Raw genomic sequence first — 25,748 nt, 5'->3', positions numbered from 1 at the left:
CACTCCTATTGGTAAAGATCATATTGTTTTTTACGTGCATGTTCCATTAATCGTGTATAAATGCGAGTACTATTAATATCCACATGACCCAGGAGATCCTGAATGTAACTTTGAGGCATATTTTTTTCTGCTAGGTGTGCGGCAAATGTATGGCGTAAAGTATGGGGGCTCACCTTAAAACCAAGTGATTTGGAGAAATTACGAAAGTTTTTTTGTATATATTCCCGGTGAAGTGGACCTCCTCTACGATTTGCAAATAAGAACAAGCTGTTTGTTTCTCGTTTTTCCAGGTATAGTTTTAAGCGTTCCGCACAATCGTGCGAAAAAAGGACAAATCTCTCTTTGGTTCCCTTTCCTTTGCGTATCCATATTTGCCTGGTATCCCATTTAATATCCTCTAATTTGATTTGTAATAGCTCACTAACCCGTACTCCTGTGGAATATAAGGTTTCAATGATAGGACGAAATTGGTAATCATTCCGTGTTAATTCTTGTAACTCGGCCAACTGGCGCCTACTTAAGTAGTATGGAAGGACATCATCTTTTTTAGGGGTTTTTACTGTTGACAATGGATTTTTCTTCAGGAGATTTTCTTCCATACAGTATTGATAAAATGACTTCAATCCTGATAGTTTAATATGTATCGAACGTTTTTTAAGACCTTTTTCCTCTAGGGAGGCAAGCCATGCTCTTATATCAGCAGCCTTCACTTCACTATATCCTTTTTTACAAAAGCTGAAGAATTGTTTGAGCGACAGTCTATAACTTCGGATTGTTTCTTTACTAAACCTTGATTGATGATCGTCAAAAAATAACCCTAATACCTCTTCGTTCATGGTTATCTACCCCATTATATTTTGATAAGATGTAATCATGTCTTCAGTTAGAATACGGGCATATATACGAGTTGTGTTTAGATTTGAATGTCCCAATTCATCTGCTATGAATTCAATGGTTGCCCCTCTTGCAAGCATGTTTGTAGCAAACGTATGGCGACAACAATGAGGATGCAACGATTGATTTAACCCAGCCTTTTTTCCAATTTTCCTCGTAATATAATAGATGGATTTTGGTCCTATACGTTGATCGGAATTACTCAAGAATAATGGATCTGATTCTTTACAGATTCTTGTATGTATATAGTCCTTCAATACAAGGGCACACTCTTCCGAAAAATGCACCTTTCTAATTTTCTTTCCTTTTCCCGTTACCTCAGCTGTTCTTTTTTCTAAATTGACATCTTTTATAGAAAGATTAGAAACTTCCGAACTCCTGCATCCTGACGAAAATAAAAATAGCATCAGTGCACGATCACGAAGAGCCGAATTTTCCGTTGTAATCTTTACTCTAGCAAACTCATTCTCGCTTAAATACTTGGGTAAGGACTTTGGAATTTTGGGTCTCCATCTTTTTTTAATAATGACATTTTCTATATACTCTTCCGCAAGACAAAATTGCAAAAATGATGATAATGCAGTTAGGTAAGCATCTACCGTCTTTTCCTTTTTTCCATTAGTGAAATGTAAAAAGCATTTTCTCACTTCATTGGTTGTTAATTGATTTAAAGGAAGAGTACATATGCTGAAGAACCGTTCTAAAAACCATCGATAGTTTCTTATTGTTCGTTCAGCTTTGTTTTCAAGTTTTAAACTTAGCAAATATTCATCCATGATAGCCTTTGTCGCTTCATCCTCAAGGTTACTCTTCCAGTAATCATTAGATTCTTTCATTTGTTAACCTCTTCTCTATTTTTCTATTAATGATATATATAATAATCTTTAACTAATTTAACTTTTTATATACATTTGTTAAGGACTAATACCAATCAAAAATATAGCCAACAATTCAGATTAACTTCATAAAATGAGCCATAGTATAATATTGTTCTCTGAAATCATTTACTTAGGTAAAGAACAAATCGAACGTAAATTAGAAAATTTTTATTTGATAATCTTCTTAGCAACACACTGTACTATAAAAAAAACATTCCAATCTATTACAATTGGAATGCTAAATGGTGTGTTATCCAACTCTTTAGGATAACTTGTTGTTGATTATGACATCTATGATAATTGGCTGATAAGATTTATGTTTTATATAGATTTGTTAGGCAAGATACTTGTATCCAAGTGAAAAAAAGTATTTTCATCTCTATTTAAATAGAATGTTCTATATCATAATCAAACAATAATGAATCAAGATGTTCATTTATTTTGTAAGGTTTTCTACTTTTAGTTGTTCTTCCAGTTTCTGCAAATAAGTGTAAATTTGTTATAGCTCTAGATCCAATTACGTATAAAAGATTATATGAAGCAGATTTTGTTACATAATATGGTTGATTAATGATGGAACTCCAATTAGGTATATTTCCCCAAAGTAGTCCAAAGGCTATGACTGTTTCGAATTCCTCACCTTTTACACCGTGACAAGAATTTACAACTACTCCTTTTGATTGTTTAAAAGTACTTTTTAAATATTTTATATTTTTGGAGATATCTTTAAAGTTATCTGATTCATAACGAGCTTCTAATCCATTGAAGAATGAATTCCACTGATCAAACAATACTGGGTTATCTACAAATTCGATATCTAGAGCCTTGAAGAATTCATTGAATGCTGTTTGCAAGTATTTAATTGCATTGTCATCATGTGGTTTAATTCTATTGACAATCTTTAAATACCTTCGACAATCTAATTGTTCTACATTTAGAGAATTATTGGTATAAATATTAATTTCTTGTATAACTTGTTTTATCCATCGAAACCGGTTTAAAGATGTTTCAGGAGAAATATCAGTTAAAAATATCCTCGTTAATTTCCACCAGAAATTTTCTCTATTTCTCGGTAAAGGAGTTGCAATAGGGGCTTCAAACGGAACATCAGGTAGCAAGCTCCTTAGCTTTTTAACTAATGGAGTAAGGAAGTACCACACAGGTGCAATTATACAAATTTCATTTGGTTTTACACCGTTATCAAGATTATTCCTTATTATTTTTGCAAACTCAGAGAAAAGGTCATTTTTATCTATTGTTTTATTTAGAGTAATTAATCCTCTCTGCCAGGAATGTGGACCAAGTGCTTGAACTTCTACATCTGTTGATTGAAAGTTTGTGAAAAAGTCGACTATCCTTTGAGTTGACCGATAATTCCCAGATATTTTTTTAAATTCTATTTCTTCTTGACCAATTTCATCTCTTATTTCTTCAATACTTCTTGGTGTACCACCTAATGAACCATATATTGCCTGATCAGGATCCCCGACTAAAAATAATTTACAAGTATTTCTCCCGTCAATAATTTTTCCAATTATTCCATACTGCAAATCTTGTGTATCTTGATATTCATCAACAAAAATATAACTAATTAAATTTGATAGATGTTGACGAATTTTTTGATGATTATTAATTAGTTTATACGAATAGTAGAGTAATAAATCGAAGTCTATTTCTTTATTTTCTAGAATAGCATGGTGAAATTCCTTTGCTAGATCATTATTGTAACTATCGTTGTTTATATATTCTCCCATCCTATTTAATGAAGTACTTATCTCTCCCCATACGGGTAATGAGCGTTTCAATTTCATTTCACTCAGTATTTTTTCTTTCTTTGTATCATCAATGATTGAAAAGCCATTTACCAAATCTGGTTCATAACAAGAATAAGGCTTTATAATCCACTGATAACAAAATGAATGAATTGTTCCTGCCCAAAGTTGGTCTTGAGGGATACCCATCTCATCTAATCTTTTTTGGATTTCCTCTGCTGCTCTGTTAGTAAAAGTTAGGGCAACAATGAATTTCTTTTTCGTTTTCATTCGATCTAACTCATATGCAATCTTACTAGTTAATACACGAGTTTTCCCACTCCCTGGACAAGCGATTACTAGTGTATTTTTTTCTGTGGTCACAGCTTCTATTTGTTCTGGGTTTAATCCTTCAAACATTTTTGATTTTCCTCGTATTTTTCCATGAATAAATATAAATCATCATCACTTTCTAAAATGTCATTAGAGAGACTCTTTAATAGCTCCAGGTCTCTGTCCCCTAATGGAATGGCCTCTAATTTCTCTTTAAATTTTTCATATTCCTCCCTACCAATTTCATTTTCTATTCTATACTTGATCATTTTCTCAAAATGTTTATACCCAATATGGCCCGTAGCAAAAGCGATAGCATCAAGAATATATTTAGGTATATAACTTTGATAGGTTATCTCTTCGGCTAATATAAGAGCAAACCATCCTTTTCCTACTACACTGTCTGCTAATCGTAGGGTCTCTACACCAACATCGATAGGGTTTTTGGACTTAAGTAAGTTTTTAGAGCCTTCAATTGCCTTTTTTTGCTTATAAATTTTATTAAGTGTCCTTCTTACTTCAATATCATTATTATTTAGTACAAAATCAATTTCAAATGTATGCTTAGCATAAAATGCCTCTACCCAGCGATTTCCCACACAATAAGCGTCAAGTTTATCTTTTCGTTCTTGTCCCTTTTCAGCAGAATTCCTTGCCTTCCTTTCCTGGTCATTATCCTTTGACTTTTCTATAGGAAGAGGAATTAAGGATTGATCATGGTCAGTGATAATCGCGCAATTTCTTCTGATACGATCATCGTGAAATAAATTTGAAATATGTTCAAAAACAGTACTATTCATATTAATAATGCTTACTCCTATTTCATCTAGGCTTAAACCGAACACTTTCTTGAATAATGTAGGAATCAATACTAATTCAGCATCACCCTCAACTAGTATTACGCCTTTAGCAAATAATAGTGTACTTCTTGTTGCATCTAAATACCTTTCGATTCTCAAACACTCTTCAGGTGTCAAGCCATTGCTTGGTTGACTAACGAGTGTTTCGTTTGGTTCCTTACAAAGTATATTGACTGAATGAATTTTATTTGCAGATGAAATATGAGTTGAATGTGTAGTTGTAATAACTTGGGTATTTTGAAATCTGTAATTATCAAACAATGTTTTTTGTATATGAGTATGAATGTGCGCTTCAGGTTCCTCAATTAATAAGAAATGAGCTGCTTTTTCTTCCGTTGGTTGTTTATACTCATATTCAAGTAATTTTAAAGTAATATAAATAAGGTTTGCTCCACCAAGACTAAGATCGTCTAGTTTTCCTAAATGATTATCATTCTCTCCGTCCCCTACCCACAAGGTTAAGGCTTGAAATAATTTATTTATATCTTCTGGTAGTTCAGATTGAATACTGACATTCGGAGCATATGTAAAGCCAATTGTAGAATTAAGTGTATTCCTAACCCGTTCAGCTAGTTGCATTATTTCAGGAAGACCACTAATTGTTTTATTTAAATCTGTAACTTTATCCGAAATATTTTTTGAATCATCTACTAATATATTTTTTGCACTTCCCCTTAACAAACTTAATAAGGGACTTTGTTTATTTTTTCGTAGTTCAGACATAACATCGCGCAATGCTTTTATATAAGTACATGAAATTTCCGATCTAACTAAAAATAAATTAGCTGCTGGATAACCTTGAATATCTTTTTTTTCATCTTCAGGGTTAGGGAAAATAATATTTTCAAAATCACCTACTATCTCTTTATAAACCGATTCTTCAGAGAAGTTAGCTTTAGCTCTTAGGTAAAAAACACCTTCATAATCATTAATGGTAATCTCATTTAATATCGCATCTAGCTTGTTTGGATCTTTATGTTCATCCATTGTTAAGTCGTAGAGCTTTTTTCTGTATTTTTTATTAGGTCTAAAATAAAATGTATATGTCCCAGTTGAAACACTTCCTTCGATGTGTTCCAAATTATGAGCTAAAAGGCTTGCCCCCTCACTTGTATCTAAATTATCAAAATCAATTGAGATAATAATCCAATGTCCTTGCCATCTTCTAATTCCTCTATTAAAATCTGTTTCTAATAGTTTTGATGCATTAATAGGTAAATTGTTGTCTAACAATAGCCTTAACGCAAAAAGAACATTAGATTTTCCAGATCCATTTTCCCCAATCAGTGTATTAACTCCAGGTTGGAAAATAAATTTTTGGTTACGAAAATTTCTAAAGTTTAAAATGTGTAATTTTGATATGTGCATAGTACCTCCAAAATAAAGGGAATTTTATATAAACTATACTAACATTTCCATTAATAGGATAGTTCAGTAAATGTTAAATTTTGACGAAAAAAAGCCTCTTTATATATTAACGGGTTCGGTTTCGAAGTACAAAATGCCAATTTAGAGTGCTATTCGCACAGGAATTCGCAGTTGAATTAGCAGACAATTTAGCAGTAAAATTAGCACAAAAAAAGTTCAGAGCATTAAGCTCTGAGCTTTATTTATAGTAGCACGTTGTTGAAGATTAGCACCCTATAGTTTAAGTAAAAATCTTCACAATCTTTTCTTTAGCCAACCTCTTAAATGTATTGGGGCATTAAAAAAGACGCCTTCTATTAATGAAAACGCCCAATTGTTGAAGACTTAATTAGTCATTACCCTAGTATTGATGTTAGTACGTGCATACCACATTTATTGAAATAAAGTACATTTTACATAAATTAGAATGAGATGTTCACTTACCATACCCTACCTACCATATTTACTTTCTTAATAAGAAACTTTAAAGCATTATTAGACAATAAAGACCCTTTAATGTGATTTTGTAACCATGTATAAAATAGTCATCTATTTTTGGGGGCATTAATTATTTCTTTTATTATATTTGGTGTCCAAACCATACCTACCTCAATATCCTTTTCTATTCTTCCTGAATAAATTCCTAAAAATCTTGTTTTTATACTACTATTCATTATTATTTCGCCACTATTACTTTCGTATGGACCAAATGTTCTATAGACAACTGGTGATCCCGACATTCCCTCCCGTGTCGTTGCATCAATAAAAAAGTGTCTTTGATTTTTATGTACAGCTATATCGGATGCAATGTGCCCAGTTTTCCAAATTGGAAATGACTTTGCACTCCTGCCAAAAGGATATCCAACTATATGGCAAGTGGTTCCAGGCGATAGTTTAATATCAAAATCTAATTCATCAATTTCTATTGGATGTATTAATACGTTTTTGTCTAAATCAGTTAATGGTAATGCTATTACATCAACGTTAGGTTCAAGATAATTATCTCTATCCTTTATATTTTTATTTGGGTGTTCTAACCATAATGGTTTTTCTTCTCCGTCATATAAGGACTCTTCCCGAAATCCCCAGGCACCATACCCCATAGTAGCTAAGGTAGAATGATGCCATATTCGTAATTTATTTGGGACTGCACCTAAGCCATGAAGACATTTACCTGTTTCTGTATGTCTTCCTGTTACAACATGTAGATTTGTTATAAGATAATATATTCCATTATGTTTAACAACAAAACCTGTAGCAGTGCTCAAAATTTCCCTTTGATTCGCATCAATTTCGAACAATACTTGTATAAACAAACTAGGTAGTGAGACAGGATCAATATTAAAATTGTCAAATTCTTTAATCTTTCTAATCAAAGACTCTCTTCCTTTGAGTATATCCGCCCATTCTTTTGAGGTGCTATCTAAAAAAGCCATATATTCTCCCCCTAAACTAATATTTTACTAGTTCTTAATTCATCTGTATTTTGGATTAAAACCTTACTTTTCAATTAATCCTTTAGTATTAAACCTCACTTACTTATTATAGGGGTCACTGCGATTAGTCTCAAAGCAACTTTAATGAGAGACCAATAAATAATTTGAGATATTACTTAATAATCAGTCCCGATTGTTTAAGAGCCAAAGACGCTGCTTTAACTAAACTGCATCGTTAGTTAACGAACCCATCTACTTACATTCCTAAAACTGAAATAAATTTTGTTGAAACACCTTTTTCATTAATCCAAAATTGAAAATCTGTAATCATAGATATTAGCTGCTTTTTATTTACCTCATAGTCCTCCATAAATTCTGTCTCAGAATAAGTGAAGGGAAATCCTAAAACACCTTTTAATGAATTTGGTTAAGGGTCCGCAGCTAAAAATTGTTTAATATGCTCCAATTCCTTAATAATTAACGACCAGGTATCAATATGTATTTCATTGAAAGCAAAATAGTCAAATTCCTTATAGCACTTTTCAAAGGCAGGTAAAATATAGCCGAAGTTTTCTTCTGTAAAGAAAACTGAATTCGCATTCCAACATTCACCTTTATATTTACTAGGGAGAACTTCTATATAACAAGAACCTTCAAGTGAATTGTACCGACTTTTTAGCATGGGACATAAAATAATAGAAGAAAGAAAAGAGCAATTTTAGTTGAACTCAATAAATACGAAATTTGTATAACTTCTAAAAACAGATAGGTAGAAAATTATATAATGATATAATAGAAAATTATAACCATCTAAATTCCTTACTAATTAAGAAATTATTAAAATGAGTTTATTGGCAGATTAATCCATGGATATATCCAACTACCTTTTTGAGGGGAGAATTTACATGAGTAAAACTATTAATCCTACTGCTGGAAGTGGAGACCCTTATTGGTATGAATGGTCTATCGGCTTATTATACATACTTGATATGATTAATCCAGACAATAACATACAATCTGTAACCCTTCAATCAAATAAAGCCCAAGGTCTGGATGATGTTGTAGTTAAATATAAAGACAATAGAACTAAATGTATACAAATTAAACATTCTCGTACAGGTAACACTATTACCTTCGGAGATATGGTGTCATCTAGTGAAGATAATAAGTCGCTCCTTAAAACCCTTTCCATCGCATGGAAAAAGGCAAAAGAGGAATTTGGAAATTCTCTACCTATTTTATACACAAACCGTAAATCTAGTATAAGATCAACAACTGTAAAGTTAAATGAAGAAAAAAAATATCTAAGACCACCACTTATTCAATTCTGGAATATTATTAAAGGAGAATCCGAATCAATAGATTCGATTAACGAAATCAAGATATGTGATGAATGGGATGAAGCATGGAAAATCTGGTTACAAGAACTAGATGAGCTAAATGTTCAGGAGAAAATAGAATTTTTGAAAGCCCTTACAATAGAAACAGATCAATCAGATATTGAAGAAGTAGAAAGTGAAATAATAAGTAAGATTGCTCTAACCTTTTCTATAAATGAAACCAAAGCAATTCCTATTAAAAATGCTTTGGACTCTGCTTTACGTAAATGGGCAACTACTCTTCGTGGTAAGACAGAGGAAATTAATAGAGAAGAAGTTTTTCAAACTCTAAGTTTTTCTTCCCGAGAGGTGGTAGGAGAGCATAACCTAAAACCTCCTTATCCCTTTTTCAAAAGTAGACAAGACTTCTTAGAGAACTTGGAAACCTATTTAATAAAAGGTGAAAAACAGATTGTTTTTTTATCCGGGAACCCTGGGGAAGGAAAAACAAGCATTGTCAGCTCGCTAGCTAACAAAAGGAACAGTTTAATAGACCTTCGATTCCATGCTTATAAACCAATTACTCCTGAATCTCCAATTTTACCGGCTGATGCGGGCAAAACAACAACTGCTCAAGCATTATGGGGAGATTTACTCTCTCAATTACGTACTATTTTTAAAGGGCGTCTATCTGAATTTGAAGTACCCATCTTTAATGATTTAATGACAACTGAAGAATTAAGGAGTAATGTAATACGTTTATCTCAAATTAATGGGAAATTAAAAGGTAGACCAACCGTTATCGCTATAGACGGGATTGATCATGCAGCAAGAGCTGGAATAGATAACGAAACATTTTTAAGTACCTTGCTTCCTCCAGAAGAAGTACCTAAAGAGATACGGTTTCTCATTGTTGGTCAACCACCTGAAGGATATTCAAAGTATCCTATTTGGCTTAAAGACAATAGAGGTGATATTTCCGTTTGGAAGATAGAGGGAATAAAAAAAGAAGATATTTTTAGTCTACTAAAGAACACTACTAATTTGAATGAGGAACATTTACTCCCTGCTACTAATTTAGTCTCTAGTATTGTGGATGGAAATACTCTTTCAACAATCTTTGCTGTGCACGAAGCTAAAGAGGTTAAAAATGTCGAGGAACTTCAAAAGGTGCTTACCGAAAGGAAGTTACATAATGGAATTTCTAGTTACTATCAGTCAATTTGGAATTCCGCCATATCCCAAATAAACAATCTTCCACCATTTTTAGATACACGTATTGCTGGTTGCCTTTCTATAACCAGTGAACGATTAAACGGATTCGACCTATCCGAAATCTTTAAAGAATACAGCTATCCTAAAACCGTGTGGGGAGACTTTTTAAGAAAATTACGACCACTTATTATTGAAGAACACGATGGATTTAGGGTTGCACATAACGATGTTCGAGTTCATCTAATGAGAGAAATTAACACTGAACCAACACAGTTAAGAGAAGTTGCAAGTAATATGGTGGATTATTACTGGACTGATAAAAACAAAGCCCTTGTCCGACATAGTAGTTTATTTAATTTACTGGAATTAAGTAATAGAGAAAACGAACAAATTAAATTGTATACTCCTGAATACGTTATAGAAGGAGTCGCACTTCGAAGACCTTTAAAGGAATTACAAAGTCAATGTAAAAGTGTCATTAAAAATATGCCGAATTTAGCAGATTGGGAAAGCCTCCATACATTTTCTCTAGCATGTACAACCCTAAACCAATACCAAAAAGTCTCAGAGTGGTCAGGGGAAAATCTTGAAAATATTGAGGAACTTCCTCCATTTTTATCAACTGAAGGTAGTGTATTAAACGTAAATGATTGGGATTTAGATAAGGTTTATGCAGTTGTTCAGGATGCTAAAAGGTTAATTTCTGAAAATGAGCTAGCCAGAGCAAAGGGGTTAATGAGTCGATGGTTTTCTGATATTACCCCATTTGACCTTATTTCAATAATTGGAGAAGAGAACCTCGTTCGTGGTGTTAATAAATCACTAAGTGATAAGGCAAATAACTTTTTTAAAGATTTTGGCATAGTATGCCAACACACTGGTCTATTGTTTGACAGTAACTCTCAAGAGGAGAAATCTAACAAACTGGTTAATAACTGTTTTTCATCGTTTTATGGTAGTTACATTACCGAAGCTGTAAGTATAGGTGGAACACTCCGGTTTATAAGATCTTTAAAAAAGGCTCAAACTTTATACTATTCTGATCTTGAATGTTGGTTAATAAAGCTAGCCGAAAATAGAAGATGGTTAGAGGTTTCTTTGTTATTGCATAAAATTAAAGAAACAGATAGGATACCAGTTTCCTTTAAAGTTACCGCTGGTTTTTGCTCTATATTTGCTGGCTATAAAGACCTTAATGAAAAGTGGAGTAATTCAATCATTGAAACTGGATTTGAATTTTTAACAAACTATGATGAAAACAATTATGAAAAACGCCCCGTTTTATACACAATGGTTAGTTTTATTCTTGGTTGGGGAAAAGCAGAAAGGGAAACAGGAGGCATTTCCCAAGATGGAGTAAATCATTATTTTAGAAATAGTAATCATGAAAAAGGAAGAGAACATTTGCTTGTTCTCCTTAATGCGTCAGCCATGATAGGAAAGTGGATGAGATTCTTATTTAAAAAGAACAATTCTGATTATACCAATGTTTTTTCTATCAAATATGTTATTCAAGTTTTAAATGCACTTTTAAAACAAAGGAATCCAAATGAACAACTGACCTTCAATCATTATAATTTAACAAGCACATCAATCGAATTGATTATTGAATGTTGTAAACAAACTGGAGAAGAATACGAAATCACTTGTTACAACTTTATAAAAGAATACTGTAGCGAAAAATACCCTGTTAATTACATGCTTAAATTGGGGTGGAAATACCTTGAGCAGCATGGTGAACGAGAATTGTTAGCTAAATGGTTTGATTACTGGGTAGGGCCGGATGGTATGGCTTGGCATGAGGACGTTTCATTTCGATTGGAAATTGTAAATGAACTTACAAAATTAGCAAATGATTCAGGTATGTCTACGGCGGTAGTTGAACAAGCCCTTTTACGCAAAGATTGGGGACTAATTAGCTATACTGGGCATAAAGAATATGTATTCAATGATCTGCTTCCCTGGTTTAATGAAATATCTAAAGTTAAACCTAATAGTTGGGAATTTGAGGGTAAAAAACTTCTTGAAATATCCCAAGAGGCGTCTAAAGTCGGGGATAACCGTATGGAGTCAAATCTATTAAATGATCTAGCAATTGCTATTGCCATTTCTGGGCCTAGCGATATGTGGCGTTTTTACAATGCAAAAAACTTAACCGACAACATATTGAACTATCCTCATATTCTTATGGATGGAATTATTGGTATGCTAGAGGTTTATAATTTAACTGAAAATGATGCCTTGATTCTTTGGTCATTAGGAGTTGGGACATTAAATTGGCAAAGTGAGGTAGATAGAATATACCTAAATGATTTAAAAGAGGCTTTGATTCTTGCATCAAAACGTTCAGGAATTCATGATATATCAAATAAGTTAGAAGGAATCGGAAGATCTGAATTTTATGCGTATGGTAGTATGATAAAATATAGTGTACCAACTAGATGGTTTTTTACTAATAGTGACGATAGTAGTTCAGATTGGCTAGAACTTAAAGAAATCTTGGAGACCGAAGACCTTGGATCAGCAATAATGTTTTTACAAAATTATAAAGACAGCGATAATAACAGAGAGCGAAATTTTTGGAAAGGTTTTTCTCATATTTGTAATAGACTTGAAAAAGAAAAGCCCTTGGATTACCTCTTACACTTGAATCAATTAAAAGATATTATTACTAATAGTCAAATCGGTTGGTCTATAGATGATATTTTATTAGGCTTTAATACTATTACTCCAATGCTACAAGAAGGCGAAAAATGGTCAGTTATCCATGGTATTCTAAGTAATATTGATTTTAATAATAGTTATTGGATCGCACCACTTTCTGAAATATTAAATGGATTTTGTTTTTATCAATCAAAACTAGATGGTACAGATACCCTCCAGCACAGATTTAACAAAATTCTTGAAACGCATTTACTTTGGATAAATGGTAATGGGTTCCTTCCAGAAGCTGAGTCTATCATTTTGCCAGATAGTGCGGATGGATACCCACTATCATGGAAAGAGTTTGCACTTAATTACTTCTTGGACATCCTCCAATCAAATAATTCATCTCGAATTGAATTAGCTTTAAGAGGTATTTGGGCAATTATTCAAACTTCTCCTGACGGAACTAAAGAATACCTGGATAAAATTCAAGAGGCAGATAAACGAATTAAAGAATGGATACTCATTATTGCGGAACGAATTGCAACATCTTTACCTGAAAACTTTAAATATTTTTTAGAGTTTGTAAAACATTGTTATGAAAGTGATGTACTTAATTTGAAATTCCAGGCACTTGCTGTTTACCATGCCTTAAACAGAACCAAAGGGGACATTATACCAGAGCTACAGTTTAGTGAGCACTCTACCAACTCTTTATTAATGCAATTAAATGAAAATGGTCCAAGATTAATGCAAATTCCTAGTATTAAACAAGGAGCTTTCTATTCAATAAATGGCAAAGATTTTGTTAGGAGTTCACTTGCTTTTATAGAAGAAGCAACAAAAGACGATGTGCTGGATATTGAAAAAAAATTAGTTAACTACTTAAAAATATCCCCCAAAATTGATGGTAGCTTTAAGAAAATAAAAATGCAAAGTGGAGAAGTTCAACTTGTTCATGTTCCTGAAAAATACAAACTTATGGATGTACTTTACCATGAAGTTTCACTTGATAGATGGTATGGTATACCACCTTTACGATTTGCCCAAGCCATAACTTCTGGAGATGATCCGTTCATTCTCCTTGATACACCTACTCCAGCATCTGATATAGAAGAATGGCCTATTGATGAGAAATTAGATAAATTAATTAAGGAAGATAGAAATCACCTAAAAAACTGTTTTTTACAAAATATTAATGCTGGAATTAGCGAAGACGAAATAGTAATTGGTGCAGTCCTATTCACTTACAGCTATAGCAATGATGTCATATTCCTCTTTGATCTCACCTTATTTGAGGAGCATATGATAAAGGTAAGAAAAGGTGGAAGTAGAGTTTTTAATGGCCGCTCATATGGATTTTATGAAAATTTACGTTTTGATCCGTTTATGGAATATAATAATGAGTTTGCTCAAATGACGTATCAAACTGGTGGCATTTCCTACTTTAGTAACCAGACATTTTCAGTTTATCCTAGCCGATTATGGTCAGATTTATTTGGCTGGGAACCATCAAAAAACAATCCAAGAATATGGTTACATCAAAATAAAGTAGTAGCAAGACATGATTATATTCATGGGCCATATAGAGAATTGTATCATGGAAGATTGGAAAGACAACCTTTAATGCAAAGATGGGTTTGCAACAGAACTATTTTCGAACAATCATTAAAAGAACAAAATATAGTGAGTCAACCCTTTTCAAGTATTAAAATAAATGAACAGTAATCTAAAAAAAGGAAGGATACATGCTTAGGCTGCATTTCCTTCCTTTTTAATTATTTCATACTGCTTTCCATTTCTTCTTCATTTGTTTTTTCATCTTCAGACTTATTATGTATCCACAGAAACTGCCTAGCAAGCTCTTCATTTCTTGGTACATCCAAAAACTCAGGATAACGGTCATCTATTGCCAAATTATTAAAGACTTCTTTAATAGCTTCCACTATGACGGTTGGTTCTATAATTTCTTTGATAGAATCGTAATTATTCCTTCGAAAACTTGATTTCCTTGCACCAAACTCCCCAAAGGCAGTAGGGGTATGGGCATTAAGGATTTCGAAAACAGAGTTCTTGTCTGTTCTTATTTTTCGTGTAATTGTATTAGTTGCCTCTTTTGGCTCCCCATATTCATTCCATACTGATAGTACATAAGGAAAGTTCTCTATTTTTCCAATTTCAATATCTTCAATGTTACTCAACTCAAAAGATATTCTTTTGGCCAAGATGCTTGCCAATTTTGAGTATTCCTCGTCAGAGAAACCTTTGGGATTTGGATGTTCCTCTGTATCTCTTTTGAACCAAGAAAAGCACTCTGCAGCAAAATATAAGGTGTCTGCATTAAAAATTACATCTTTGGCTAACTCGAACTGTTCTTCTTTACTTTCCAGATTCTCTATACAGTCACCAGTGAACATTGCTCCTTGTCCAAAAGTATTCATTGACCTGAAAAATTGAATAGGGTTAGGAAGATTACTACCTATCTTTGCTATAGAAATTGCTAAATTTCTGGACTGTAATAACGTAAACTTTTTACTTAACCTTCTTAACTTTGAAATAAAGGTTTCTGCATTCTTATCAGACAAAATCCCTTTAATTTTATTTACAATATCTTCTTCAGAATGATCCTCACTAAATTTTAACAATTCATTAATTGCTATATCTGAAACATCTTTAGTGGTTATTGCATAGGTGAAATATCTTTGAAAATATTGTGGAGAACATATTCGTTGCCTTTCACTCCATTTTAATTCCGAGCTTCCTCCGTAAAAATTATTACCAAAAACGCTGTTGAGTCTGGGAAAGAGAAAGCATAACAAGCCTATAATTTGTTCCTTTTCTTCTTGTGTAAATTCATTTAAGGCTAATTCAATTCGCTCTTTCCTTCTTGATTTCTCCTTTTGGTCATAATCATAGCCATAGCCACTCGTACTATCTTTCAAAAATAGGTCCCTATTGTCTCTGATTAGAGTATAGACTTCTGGCAATAGAACCCTAATTCCTTCAACTAACATTAAATCAACAAAATTGGCTTCACCTTTTAATATAGGCAGAGAAAACATCAGGATATTCGAATATAACTTAGCTTGTCTAGGTGTCTTCAAATGTGCCTCTAATCCTTTTGAGAAATTGCTTACAAATTGCCTAACATCTTCCTCAGTTAATTCAATATTAGAGAAGTTCAATACTTGGTCAATTTCATTAAAGCAAAAGTTTCTTAAATCTTCGCTCTCTATTGATGGAAGTTCTAAGGGAACCTGAATTATTTTTTCTAAAAATGAATTCCCCGTTCCTAAAGCATTATCTCCGTATCGTTCTTGTAATGCTGATGATACTACATGTTTATCAAACGCCAAAACATAAGCTGTATATTTAAAATCTGCTGTTAACTTAACTAATCTAAACACCGCATGTATTTCATTTTTCTCTAGTCTATCAATATCATCTATAAGTATTACAACTCTTTTTTTCTCCTCTTCTAAAAGATTTTCAATTCGTTCTCTTAATTCTTCAATATCTGCACCTGAAAAGAACGATTTTACTTCATCTGCAACTTCCCCTCTACCAAGAGCAGAAGCTAGTGGTTTACCATATTTCACAATAAGGTTGCCTATTTTTTCCTTTCCAGTTTCCATAGACCTATCGATTGCCGTAGCTAAGTCGTTGAAGAAATTGATGAGCATCTGATCTTCGACACCAAATCTCCATGGATTAAACTTTAAACAAACGACGTGTTCCTCTTTTTGAAGTTCCCTTTCTATAAAGTTTAATACAGAGGTTTTCCCGTCACCCCAAGCACCATATAATCCTATTACAATACTACCCAAATCATTTCTTTTAGCGATTACATTGGCTACTCTCTGTGAAAATGGAAAACGATTAAATCGATCGAGAGAAGCATCATATATTGGAGCATCCGATGAATAGTTATGCGGTTTCATTTACAAAATCCTCCCTTCATTTCATAGTATTGTATACATGCCTGAAACTTTTCCTGCTAATATTTTTGCTTTATAATATCAAATAACCATAAACCCTTACCTAAAATATTATCACCTTTCTTGTCTAACGGGTCTAAGAAATCTGCCTTTTCCCGAGCCCATTTCACCCAATCATTTAAAATTTGCTTTTCTCCCTCAGTGCCAACCTTATCAAACTTTGATTCTACAGCATCCAACAGTCTTCTAATCCTTTCAGCCTTGTCCCAATTCTGTGCATATTGGTCTAATAGTTCTAACTGCATTAATTCCTTTTCCTTCCTTTGGGCTATTTGCTCTTGAATTCTTGTTCTTCTATCCTTCATCGTCTATCAGTTTCACGTTCTAACCTTTTTAATTTTTCAACATGTATGGCTTCCATTATCCATAAAACAATTTCACCAATCTGATCTTCAATTACTTTTGCTTCCGTATCACGCCATTTTTTACGCTATAAGAATCAATACCACATTGAGGATTTCCACTTCTAATTTCCTATTCCATTGATATCCATGCACCACTTGTGGAAGAATTTCCACAAAAATAAGCGTTAATCCTTCTTGGATCAACGGCCCCGTTTAATAGAAAATGATATTATAATGTCCGAGAACTATCTGGCATTGTATTAACAAGAATTAAGTATATAAGTACATTAGCAGGTAAAAAAATAAATAGCAGCCTTACGCCCAAAGAAGAAATACCGAAATATTCGGCTATACCTCCACAAACACCGCTAATAGACTTGTCTGTTCGTGATTTTATTAACTTCTTTTGCAATTCAAATCCCTCTCTTTGACAAAAACCCATTCTTTACACTAGTTAGACGGAAATTCAATTATTTAAGTTTCGATTATTACGCTAACCTTCCTTACTAAAAAGGCGACTGCCTGTTCTGCAACGCTCCCTTAAATGTAATAAATACCTAATTCCTTTTTCTTATCAACAAATAAAGAATAGTTCCACTAATAGTGAATATAACCGTACCAACTAAAACCTTTAACAATGATACACCTACTTGGACAGTATCATCAGTTCTCTGTTTTATTTCATTGACTGTCCACCAGTCGTTTATTGAAGATTCATATACGGCAAAATATAGCCATATTAAAAAACAAAAGAAAATCAATAAAAAAAGACCGATTTTTCTATTCATAACATCTCCTTTTCACACTAAGGCATTTACGCAAAAAACTGACATTTCTTTCTTCAATTAAAATGCCCGATTGCAGAAGAACAAACGATAGGCCCTCTCTTACTTAAGAAGTAATATCACTTCTTTTCCTAAGTAAATAAGGTGCTGATACTTTACGCTTTATCAGTCCTTTTGTATCGCTTGTTACGTGGATGTAGTCTTCTGCCTCTTGAACATTCATCCAAGTAACCTCTTCTATTTCTTCAGGCATAGATATCGTAATCTCTCCACCGGTGATCTTCCCTCTAAAAATAAAGAAAACGGCGTGGTGGCCCCTGTCCTCAAAAAACCCCTCACTTACAGAAAAAACATCTCCAATTTCAACATCTAAACCCGTCTCTTCCTTCGCTTCTCTAATGGCTGCTTCTTCAAGCGTTTCTCCAGGCTCTACTGCACCTCCTGGAAGTGTATAGTAAGAACCGTTTTTTCCTGTATTTTTTACCATTAATACATTCTCTCCAGGTTCATCAAACAGCAGCACATATGTGACATCTACTCGCTTCATAAGGTCATTCGCCTCCATTTTAGTTTTTCTCCTTTACCATACTACCAATTATTTCAAATATCATGATTCTGAGCAATCCCCTTATTCAACTAACTGGCCCTTCCATGAAGAAAGGCGCTTTCCTTATTTCAGAAAAGCGCCCGTTTGCCGAAGACACGATGAATTTATTTAATTGGGATCCATATCTCAGAGTATAAATCCGGACTATTGGGATTCTCATCCGTATATAATTCAAATTCCGGGGTACCCGCGTGCTCATATCCAGTGGAAGGGAACCATTCGGAGAAAATTCGTTTCCACGCATTTTGCATTGCAGCAGGCATTGGTCCATTCACTTCAAAGACCGCCCACTTGGAAGCAGGGATTTCTAAGCTCATCATCCCTTCTGGAACCTTCCCGGCGTACGAGGTTGCCACCCAGTAATCAAACACATTAGCCTTTTCTTGCTCATCACTGACTCCTCCACACACACCTAATACTCCTTTTACTACCCCGTCATTCAATTGAAACAGCCTATCGCTTGTTCCATTTTGATTGACCTCTTCCCAAAGTTCCGGAATGCCTACTACGTTTTCTTCCTCTGCCACACAAGCAAATTCTCGCTTAATCCCAACGATTTGAAACGCATTCTTCTCGACTACACTATACTTCATTGGTTCTGCCCCTTTCAAAGTTACCTGGATGATCAGGCGGTTATAGGATTGCAGTTTCCTCTTATACTTTCGCGCCTCACTTGGAGAAACCCCATGCTGTCTGCGGAAAGCCTTCGAAAACGCCTCGGGAGTGTCATAGCCATATTTATAGGCAAGGTCAATGATCTTCGCGTCTGTTGTCAGCAATTCTTCTCCGGCCAATGTTAACCGCCGCCTTCTTAGATAGTCACCAACCGTCATTTCTGTCAAAACGGCAAACGTCCGCTGGAAATGAAAAGGGGACACATTGGCTTGCTCAGCAATACTGTCGATCGTCATATCTTCCACTATATTTTGTTCCATGTACTCAATTGCCTTCTGTATTGACTCCACCCACGCCATGGCCATCAACTCCTTAATGTCATCTTAGCAACTTTTTAAAAACGTATCCTGTCAATTTATGCTTTGTTGTGGCAGGTTCAATTCAGGTTAATCCGCGGACGGCTCTTATCCTACTTTATTCGGTAGATCAGGCAGTCCAGAGAAGTTTTTATGATAAAGAGGTTCATTTTTTTGTAAGAAAGCGAAAAGTAGAGAGGGAACCTTCCCCCTCTACTCTACTTGTACTTTTCGCATTTTTGTTGCCATTATGCTTGTTTACCTTTTAATAGTTGAACCATTTCTTTCGCATTTTCTAGATGAATTCCTTCGGTCGGACTTTGATTTTTTCGAACGGCTGTACCAAAATGATAATATCCCGTATTTACGGTTGAATGAACAGAACGAATATTGCTTGCATTTAATCCACTTCCAACCATAATTGAAACATGCTTACATACTGTTTTCATTTGCTGAATGGTCTGCAAACGTCTGGAAGATTCTCCATTTCCACCAGAGGTTAAAATAGTGGTTATTTCTTTGTATTGTGCTAATGTTTTAGCCGCTTGAACAGGATTGATTGTACAATCGATTGCTCGATGAAATGTAACCTCCATACCATTGCATTCCATCAATAACTCTTCAAGCATGTGTTGGTTGACTTCATGTTTCTCATTCAACACCCCTAGTACCACACCATTTGCACCTAATGAACGGATTATCTTTATATCATTCTTCATGATCAATAAATCGTCATAAGAGTAACAAAATGACTGGCTATGCGGCCTTACCATCACATTGACCGGAATGCTTACACGGTTCACTGCAGCTTCGATTAAAGAGTGACTTGGTGTTAAGCCGCCCTCTGTTAAAGCGGATACTAGCTCAATCCGATCTGCCCCAGATTGTTCAATTAATCTAGCATCTTCTAACGTGGTCCCAATAAATTCTATGAACATAGTATCTACCTTTCTTGTATGGGGCTTCCTTCTCTCCTTTAGACTTTTGAAAATCATAGATTTTAATTAAAAGGGGAGCATTAGGGTTTCCACATTAATATGTTTGTGGCCAATGATCAAAATGAAGTTGCAGTTAAAGTTTAATCCCCTTGTTTCCCGTTCTTCCATACCGCTGATTTTCTGTTACTGCCAATAACAGATCAACAAACCCCTACTTAATGTTTTTTCTCCCACTCTGACTTACTCAATATATAGTGGTTATAATGTTCATTTTCCATCGTCTGTTGACCTCGATGGGTAAACCCGCATTTCTCAATCACTTTGTTTGATGAGACGTTATTAATGAGAGCTATTGCGTTAAGGATTTCTACATTTGTATGTGTAAACAAATAGTCAATCAAAGCCATAGACTCTTTTGTCGCGTAACCCTTCCTTTGATGTTCAATTGAAATGGCATACATAATCTCTCTATTCGGTGCAGGAAGTTCCTCTTTAATACCCGTACAGCACCACCCAATCAATTCATCCGTTTCCTTAATAAAAACCCCTAGTTTTAAAATGTGGTCTTCTATATTTGCAGTTTTTGCAGCTGCATCAAGAAATGCTTGATTTGCTGGTATTTCATAATTGGTGACCCAGTATACCCTTTGTTCTTTGGTAGATTTCCAGTCAGGCAAGAAATGATAGATTTCTGGTTGATTAGATATTCTGTAGATATTAATTGCATCATCTATTGAAAACTCTTGAAGATAGATATCTTCGCAATCTATTCTAAATAATCCTTCTGATGTCTTATGTTTCATAACTTTTCCCCTTGTAAGTCATATCATTTCTTTTATCACTTCGAAAATACTTGTTTGCTCCTGCAAAGGAGCCTTGAGTAACTGCTCCCGCCATACCTCACTCATACTCATGCCATCTGAAATCCTCTTGTCTGAACATATTGGTACCCTTGGGATAGCCAAAGTAGTAGAGCTTTTTTCCATTTTCATCAAAGGCCGTGGCATTAAGTTTGTCTATTTGCTCACTAAACGGAAACAAAAAAGTAACACGCTCACCTTTACTCACTTCTCTGCGTTCGACTTGGGGCTCCACCCCTGCTTCGATATAAGCCACATTTTCATCATTCGAAATGACGGTCAAATAAGTAAGGGCGTTTTCTTCCGTGGTAACGCTCATGCCTCCAACAAGTTGGAGGGGGTCTGAGGTGTAGGGGGTATATGTAGAATAATTACTTCTATAAAGCAACCCTGACTTTTCGGCTAATACTGTCCTGTACTCCTCTTTCACATCACTTTTGAATAACAGGACCTTGGCCTCCCCGATTCCATTTTGATTCACATATTCAAAGTCACCAGTCAGGGAAGGGTTGCTTAGGGCTGCACTTTCAGGCGTCAACCGATAATTACTCAACAAAAACATGAATATGGCCAACCCAATAGATACTAAAATCAATACTACTCTTCTCATTCCGGTACTCCCTTTCCATCTTCACGAAACTCTCTTAAACTTATTTTTATTAATCGTGGACGGTTCTCACTCTACTTTTCCCCATGCATATCGTCCCCCAGCGCGGGTAGAGCGGGAACCCTCCACAATCTATCATTCATACTCTTTAATCAAATCCCCATTTTCATCATAATATTTGTAATTCCGATACCCATATCCATCTCGTTTAGTTTCAGGTAAGTCAACCCAGGTTACGCTTGGCTCGTGAGGTGGGAACGTTTGCTCAACTGTTTCCCCATTAATATCTACCGTCATTTTCGCAACGTCATTTTCACCATTCGCCACGAACATGATTTTCTTTATGCCCCTGCCAGGTAAAAACATCGAAAATGCCTCGTTTTGATTGGATTCAATATGTTGCCACACATAGTTCCCCTTATCGTTTCGGGCAAACTCAATATAGGATGGGTTTTGATTGGCTAAAAAACCTGCAATCCTAACATCATCAAAATCGTTGATTTGCACAACGTGAATGTCTTTATCCTCATAGCCTTCCACCGACTTTATCACCTTGATGATGGATTCCTCATCATTCCCGTATACCTTAGTGGATTGATACCAGGCATAGGCGGCGACCAGAATCATCACGGCAGCGATCAAGACTGATATTTTTTTCTTTTCCATAAAATCCCCCCTACGATTGAGTTGGCTGAAGAAAGAAAACAGCCAGAAAGATTATTCGATTAAAATTTAATCTCCATTTTTTATTGAATTAACCTTTCCAATAATAGAATAAGGCAATAGTGGGATTTGCTGATTTCATACATATTGGAGAACCAACCTATAAAATGCTACGCAAAATCCTAACAGACTGGCTTTCACTTTGGACGGATGGTTTCTTTTACTTATAAACATGTAAAAGAAAACAACGATAAATCCTAAAGGAACCCACAGCTCAAAGTGTCCTTCTTTTGTATCCGTGGAAAAAATCGGACCAATGTGTGTACTGATCAAAAAGTAAATAAAAACTGTATAACGACGTGTTTCTAATTGCTTACTCCACCTTACTAAATAGAAAATAATTATGATTGCACTGATTGTAATGAGGAAAGGCGGGAGAACAATAGAAAAGTCACCAAGCTTGAATTCCACACCCTGTATAGCCTCCTTTTTATATGAAGTCATGTTTCCCGAGTAGATGCCCTCATTGTTCATTCATGGGGACCTCAAATTCCTTAGAAGCACCCTCTATATTTTATTGTTCATCTAGTAATACCAATTATTTCAAATACTACGATATACAGCAATACTTTATTCCATTAAATGGTCCTTCATCCTAACAAAAAAGAAGCACTAGATTCGTCCCCAGTGCTTCTTTTTCGACAAGTTGGTTGATAAACGAGAAAAGGATAGTAGGAATCGTCCACTTTACCATCACTGTCCCTAACCCCTATTAAACTTTAGGTTAACCTGGTAAAGTTCTTTACCTCATTCCCCACCTTATCATGATGTAACCACCAGCAGTAACCTATGAGGAAGTCACTATTTTCCTATAAAAAAAGCAGAGCGTGAACCGTCCCCGCTCTACCAATCCTCTACTCCAAGTATGAAAGCTCTAACGTTACAACGGTTCCTTTCCCTACTTCACTATCAAAAGAGATTTTCCCATTATGCTGATGTGTGACCTTCAGGCATCGCATCAATCCGAGGCCGGTCCCTTTTTCTTTGATGGAATAGTAAGGCTCACAGAGGTGCTTCAACCGGGCTTGGCTGATCCCTTTTCCGTTATCGATTACTCGGATCCGGGCTTTATCTTCCTTACGGTCCAGTTTTACGATAAGATGTCCGGCCGATGCCATGGCTTCAATCGAATTTTTGAATAGGTTGATAAAAAGCTGTTTGAGCTGAGGCTGAATACCGTGTAAAAGCAGCCCATCATGGAAATCGGATTCTATAACCGTAGTGATTTTTTTGTCATTTAGCTCCGTCCCGACTGCAGTAAGGGCGGCCTGTATGATGCCGACTATTTCAACATTCGTCCATTCATCATCCTGTGAGTGGGACAGTTCAATGAATTCATCGGTAAAGCGATTGATTTGCTCCAGCTCTGTTTTTATGATCGGAAGGAAATCAAATAGTTTATTTTTATCTTGGCCTTCTTCGATCAATTTCAAAAACCCCATGATCCCAGTAAGCGGGTTACGGATTTCATGCGCGATTCCCGAAGCCAGCTGTCCAACCAATGCAAGTTTTTCAGACTGTTTCAGAAGAATATCCATTTCCTTTTTCTTTGTGATGTCACGAAAAGTGGAAATCACATATTCAATCTTTTCCCTGCTGCCTAATTCAAAAATGGCTCTCGTGTCAACGAGTATCCATCTTCTTTCGTTTCTTACAGGATTGTATATGGCCAATTCAACATTGCTGTGGGATTCTCCGGTACGTAACGTTTTCATAGCCGGGTGTTCTTCCCCTGATATGCCATCGCCTGAATCATTTAATGCTTCCCACTCCTCATTCATGGAAGACATTGTGATTAATGCCTCTTTACTGTATCCAAGAATGTCAATTGCATTTTTGTTCGCATAAACGATTTTTCCTGTCGGATCTTGAAGGACCACACCGCTGGTCACAGCTTCATAAATCCTTTTATGATGCTCTTCAAGTGTTTTCTTTTCCGTAATATCACGGGTCACGCCGACAACCTTCTTGATGACGTGATCTTTTAAAATGATCGGTGACAATACACTGTGAAAATAGTGCTTCTTTTCATGTATCGTGAATTCCCATTCGAATTCAGTCGTTTTCCCTGATAAAGCCTGCCGGGCTGCATCCAGGTGCAGACGGGAACCGTTGAAAATTCTCTCAATCGACTTCCCTTCGAACATTTCCTTCGTGAACCCGTTCGATTCGATCCACTTTCCAAATACGCTCATGACAGTCAACGACTGATCAATCGTGAAAACGAAGTCGTCCATGGACGAGACCAATGTCTTGTATTTTCCCTTGCTGTTTTCCAGCTCATTAAGAGAGTGAACTTGCTCGGTGATATCCACTCCTGTGGCCACAACATACTCTATATTTCCCGTTGGATCGTTGAATACAACGTTTTTCCATTTGACGTATTTTCTTTCCCCATTCTTCGTCATCCAGTAATTCTCGTATTCGGTGGGAATTTTCCCGGACAAATAGTTGTCTATAATGCGATTTTCTTCGTCTTTTTCTAAAAAGAGGTCCCAAAACTTCATGTATTGCACTTCTTCGAGAAGGTACCCGGTGAATGCTTCCGTGAAGTTATTCCAGTGAGCAATGCGGCCTTCCTTATCCAGGATCAATACGATGGACTGTGTGGTGTTCAAGATGGTATTCAAATAGGTGTTTTCTTCTTTAAGGGCTTCGTGATAACAGCAAGGGGTCGAATATTCTTTCAGCAGGCAGAAAACGATGCGTTTCCCATCTATGCTGGTCAAGGATACATTCAATTCCACAGGAATCATGGTGCCGTTTCCATCCGGAACGTCAAGGATCGTTGTGAATTTTTCATTCTTAAGAAAGAGATTTTTAATTGTGCTGAATGCGAGGGGGGACAGGTGGCTGAAAAAGGACATCACATCTTTCTCCATCAACTCTTTTTCTGGAAGCTTCAATAAAGTACAAGCTGCTTCATTGATTTCAAAAAGCCGATAATGATCAATCTCCTCGTTCACTATTTCAATCAGTAAAACCGGATATGCTAGCTTTTTAATAATGTCTCGATACAGGGACGGATCATTTCCTACCATCTCCATCTCCATAGGACACCTCCTGACTGCATTTTTTGCTCGTAATGCTGTAAATATAATAGTCCAGAACAGGTGAATATTTTACTACAGAGACACAAACATGAAAGATATGTTTCTATTATTTTATCACACAAT

At 35.3% G+C, this 25,748-nt stretch carries 16 protein-coding genes; 1 reads left to right on the top strand and 15 read right to left on the bottom strand.

The features are described 5' to 3' along the window. Positions 1-5: 5 nt before the first annotated feature. The 5 genes from xerA (AAEO50_RS02675) to AAEO50_RS02655 form a co-directional block, all read right to left on the bottom strand. Positions 6-836 (bottom strand): site-specific tyrosine recombinase/integron integrase, encoded by an 831-nt coding sequence (gene xerA, locus AAEO50_RS02675; protein ID WP_341980133.1) that lies wholly within the window; start codon positions 834-836, stop codon positions 6-8. Between the two features lie 6 nt (positions 837-842). Further along, positions 843-1,730, bottom strand: coding sequence for a site-specific tyrosine recombinase/integron integrase (gene xerA / locus AAEO50_RS02670; RefSeq protein ID WP_341980131.1), 888 nt, complete (start codon positions 1,728-1,730; stop codon positions 843-845). Positions 1,731-2,155: 425 nt separating this feature from the next. Next, positions 2,156-3,943: an ATP-dependent helicase gene (locus AAEO50_RS02665; protein WP_341980128.1), complete on the bottom strand. Its 1,788-nt coding sequence runs from the start codon at positions 3,941-3,943 to the stop codon at positions 2,156-2,158. Beyond that, complete coding sequence (locus AAEO50_RS02660) at positions 3,928-6,084, bottom strand: ATP-dependent nuclease (RefSeq protein ID WP_341980126.1); 2,157 nt, start codon at positions 6,082-6,084, stop codon at positions 3,928-3,930. The genes AAEO50_RS02665 and AAEO50_RS02660 overlap by 16 nt, the downstream gene beginning before the upstream one ends. A gap of 584 nt (positions 6,085-6,668) precedes the next feature. Further along, positions 6,669-7,559, bottom strand: coding sequence for a serine protease (locus tag AAEO50_RS02655; RefSeq protein ID WP_341980124.1), 891 nt, complete (start codon positions 7,557-7,559; stop codon positions 6,669-6,671). A gap of 905 nt (positions 7,560-8,464) precedes the next feature. Here AAEO50_RS02655 and AAEO50_RS02650 point away from each other — a divergent pair. Next, the gene (locus tag AAEO50_RS02650) at positions 8,465-14,467 is read left to right on the top strand and encodes an ATP-binding protein (RefSeq protein WP_341980122.1); all 6,003 of its coding nucleotides are present in this window, start codon (positions 8,465-8,467) and stop codon (positions 14,465-14,467) included. A 50-nt stretch (positions 14,468-14,517) separates the two neighbouring features. On the opposite strand, the gene AAEO50_RS02645 is transcribed toward AAEO50_RS02650, so the two are convergent. The 10 genes from AAEO50_RS02645 to AAEO50_RS02600 form a co-directional block, all read right to left on the bottom strand. Beyond that, entirely contained in the window at positions 14,518-16,680 is a 2,163-nt protein-coding gene (locus AAEO50_RS02645; protein WP_341980120.1) for a KAP family P-loop NTPase fold protein, read from the bottom strand. A 56-nt stretch (positions 16,681-16,736) separates the two neighbouring features. Then, a complete protein-coding gene (locus AAEO50_RS02640) occupies positions 16,737-17,042 on the bottom strand; it encodes a hypothetical protein (protein ID WP_341980118.1) in 306 nt (101 codons plus the stop codon). Between the two features lie 268 nt (positions 17,043-17,310). Then, a complete protein-coding gene (locus tag AAEO50_RS02635) occupies positions 17,311-17,523 on the bottom strand; it encodes a PspC domain-containing protein (RefSeq protein ID WP_341980116.1) in 213 nt (70 codons plus the stop codon). A 449-nt stretch (positions 17,524-17,972) separates the two neighbouring features. Further along, positions 17,973-18,413 carry an NUDIX hydrolase gene (locus tag AAEO50_RS02630; protein WP_341980226.1) on the bottom strand — a complete coding sequence of 147 codons (441 nt, stop codon included), beginning with the start codon at positions 18,411-18,413 and terminating at the stop codon, positions 17,973-17,975. Positions 18,414-18,577: 164 nt separating this feature from the next. Then, complete coding sequence (locus tag AAEO50_RS02625; protein WP_341980114.1) at positions 18,578-19,447, bottom strand: AraC family transcriptional regulator; 870 nt, start codon at positions 19,445-19,447, stop codon at positions 18,578-18,580. 245 nt (positions 19,448-19,692) lie between these two features. Then, the gene (locus AAEO50_RS02620) at positions 19,693-20,382 is read right to left on the bottom strand and encodes a copper homeostasis protein CutC (protein ID WP_341980112.1); all 690 of its coding nucleotides are present in this window, start codon (positions 20,380-20,382) and stop codon (positions 19,693-19,695) included. 215 nt (positions 20,383-20,597) lie between these two features. Next, positions 20,598-21,185 carry a GNAT family N-acetyltransferase gene (locus tag AAEO50_RS02615; protein WP_341980110.1) on the bottom strand — a complete coding sequence of 196 codons (588 nt, stop codon included), beginning with the start codon at positions 21,183-21,185 and terminating at the stop codon, positions 20,598-20,600. Between the two features lie 97 nt (positions 21,186-21,282). Continuing rightward, positions 21,283-21,852 (bottom strand): hypothetical protein, encoded by a 570-nt coding sequence (locus AAEO50_RS02610; RefSeq protein WP_341980107.1) that lies wholly within the window; start codon positions 21,850-21,852, stop codon positions 21,283-21,285. 132 nt (positions 21,853-21,984) lie between these two features. After that, positions 21,985-22,515, bottom strand: a complete 531-nt coding sequence (locus tag AAEO50_RS02605; RefSeq protein WP_341980105.1) for a hypothetical protein — start codon at positions 22,513-22,515, stop codon at positions 21,985-21,987. 911 nt (positions 22,516-23,426) lie between these two features. Continuing rightward, positions 23,427-25,625 (bottom strand): PAS domain S-box protein, encoded by a 2,199-nt coding sequence (locus AAEO50_RS02600; protein WP_341980103.1) that lies wholly within the window; start codon positions 25,623-25,625, stop codon positions 23,427-23,429. Positions 25,626-25,748: the final 123 nt, after the last annotated feature.

The sequence above is a fragment of the Rossellomorea oryzaecorticis genome (genome assembly GCF_038405515.1).
Lineage (GTDB): Bacteria > Bacillota > Bacilli > Bacillales > Bacillaceae_B > Rossellomorea > Rossellomorea oryzaecorticis_A.
Note: the sequence above shows the minus strand (reverse complement) of the source record. Positions and strands in the feature narration are given on the sequence as shown.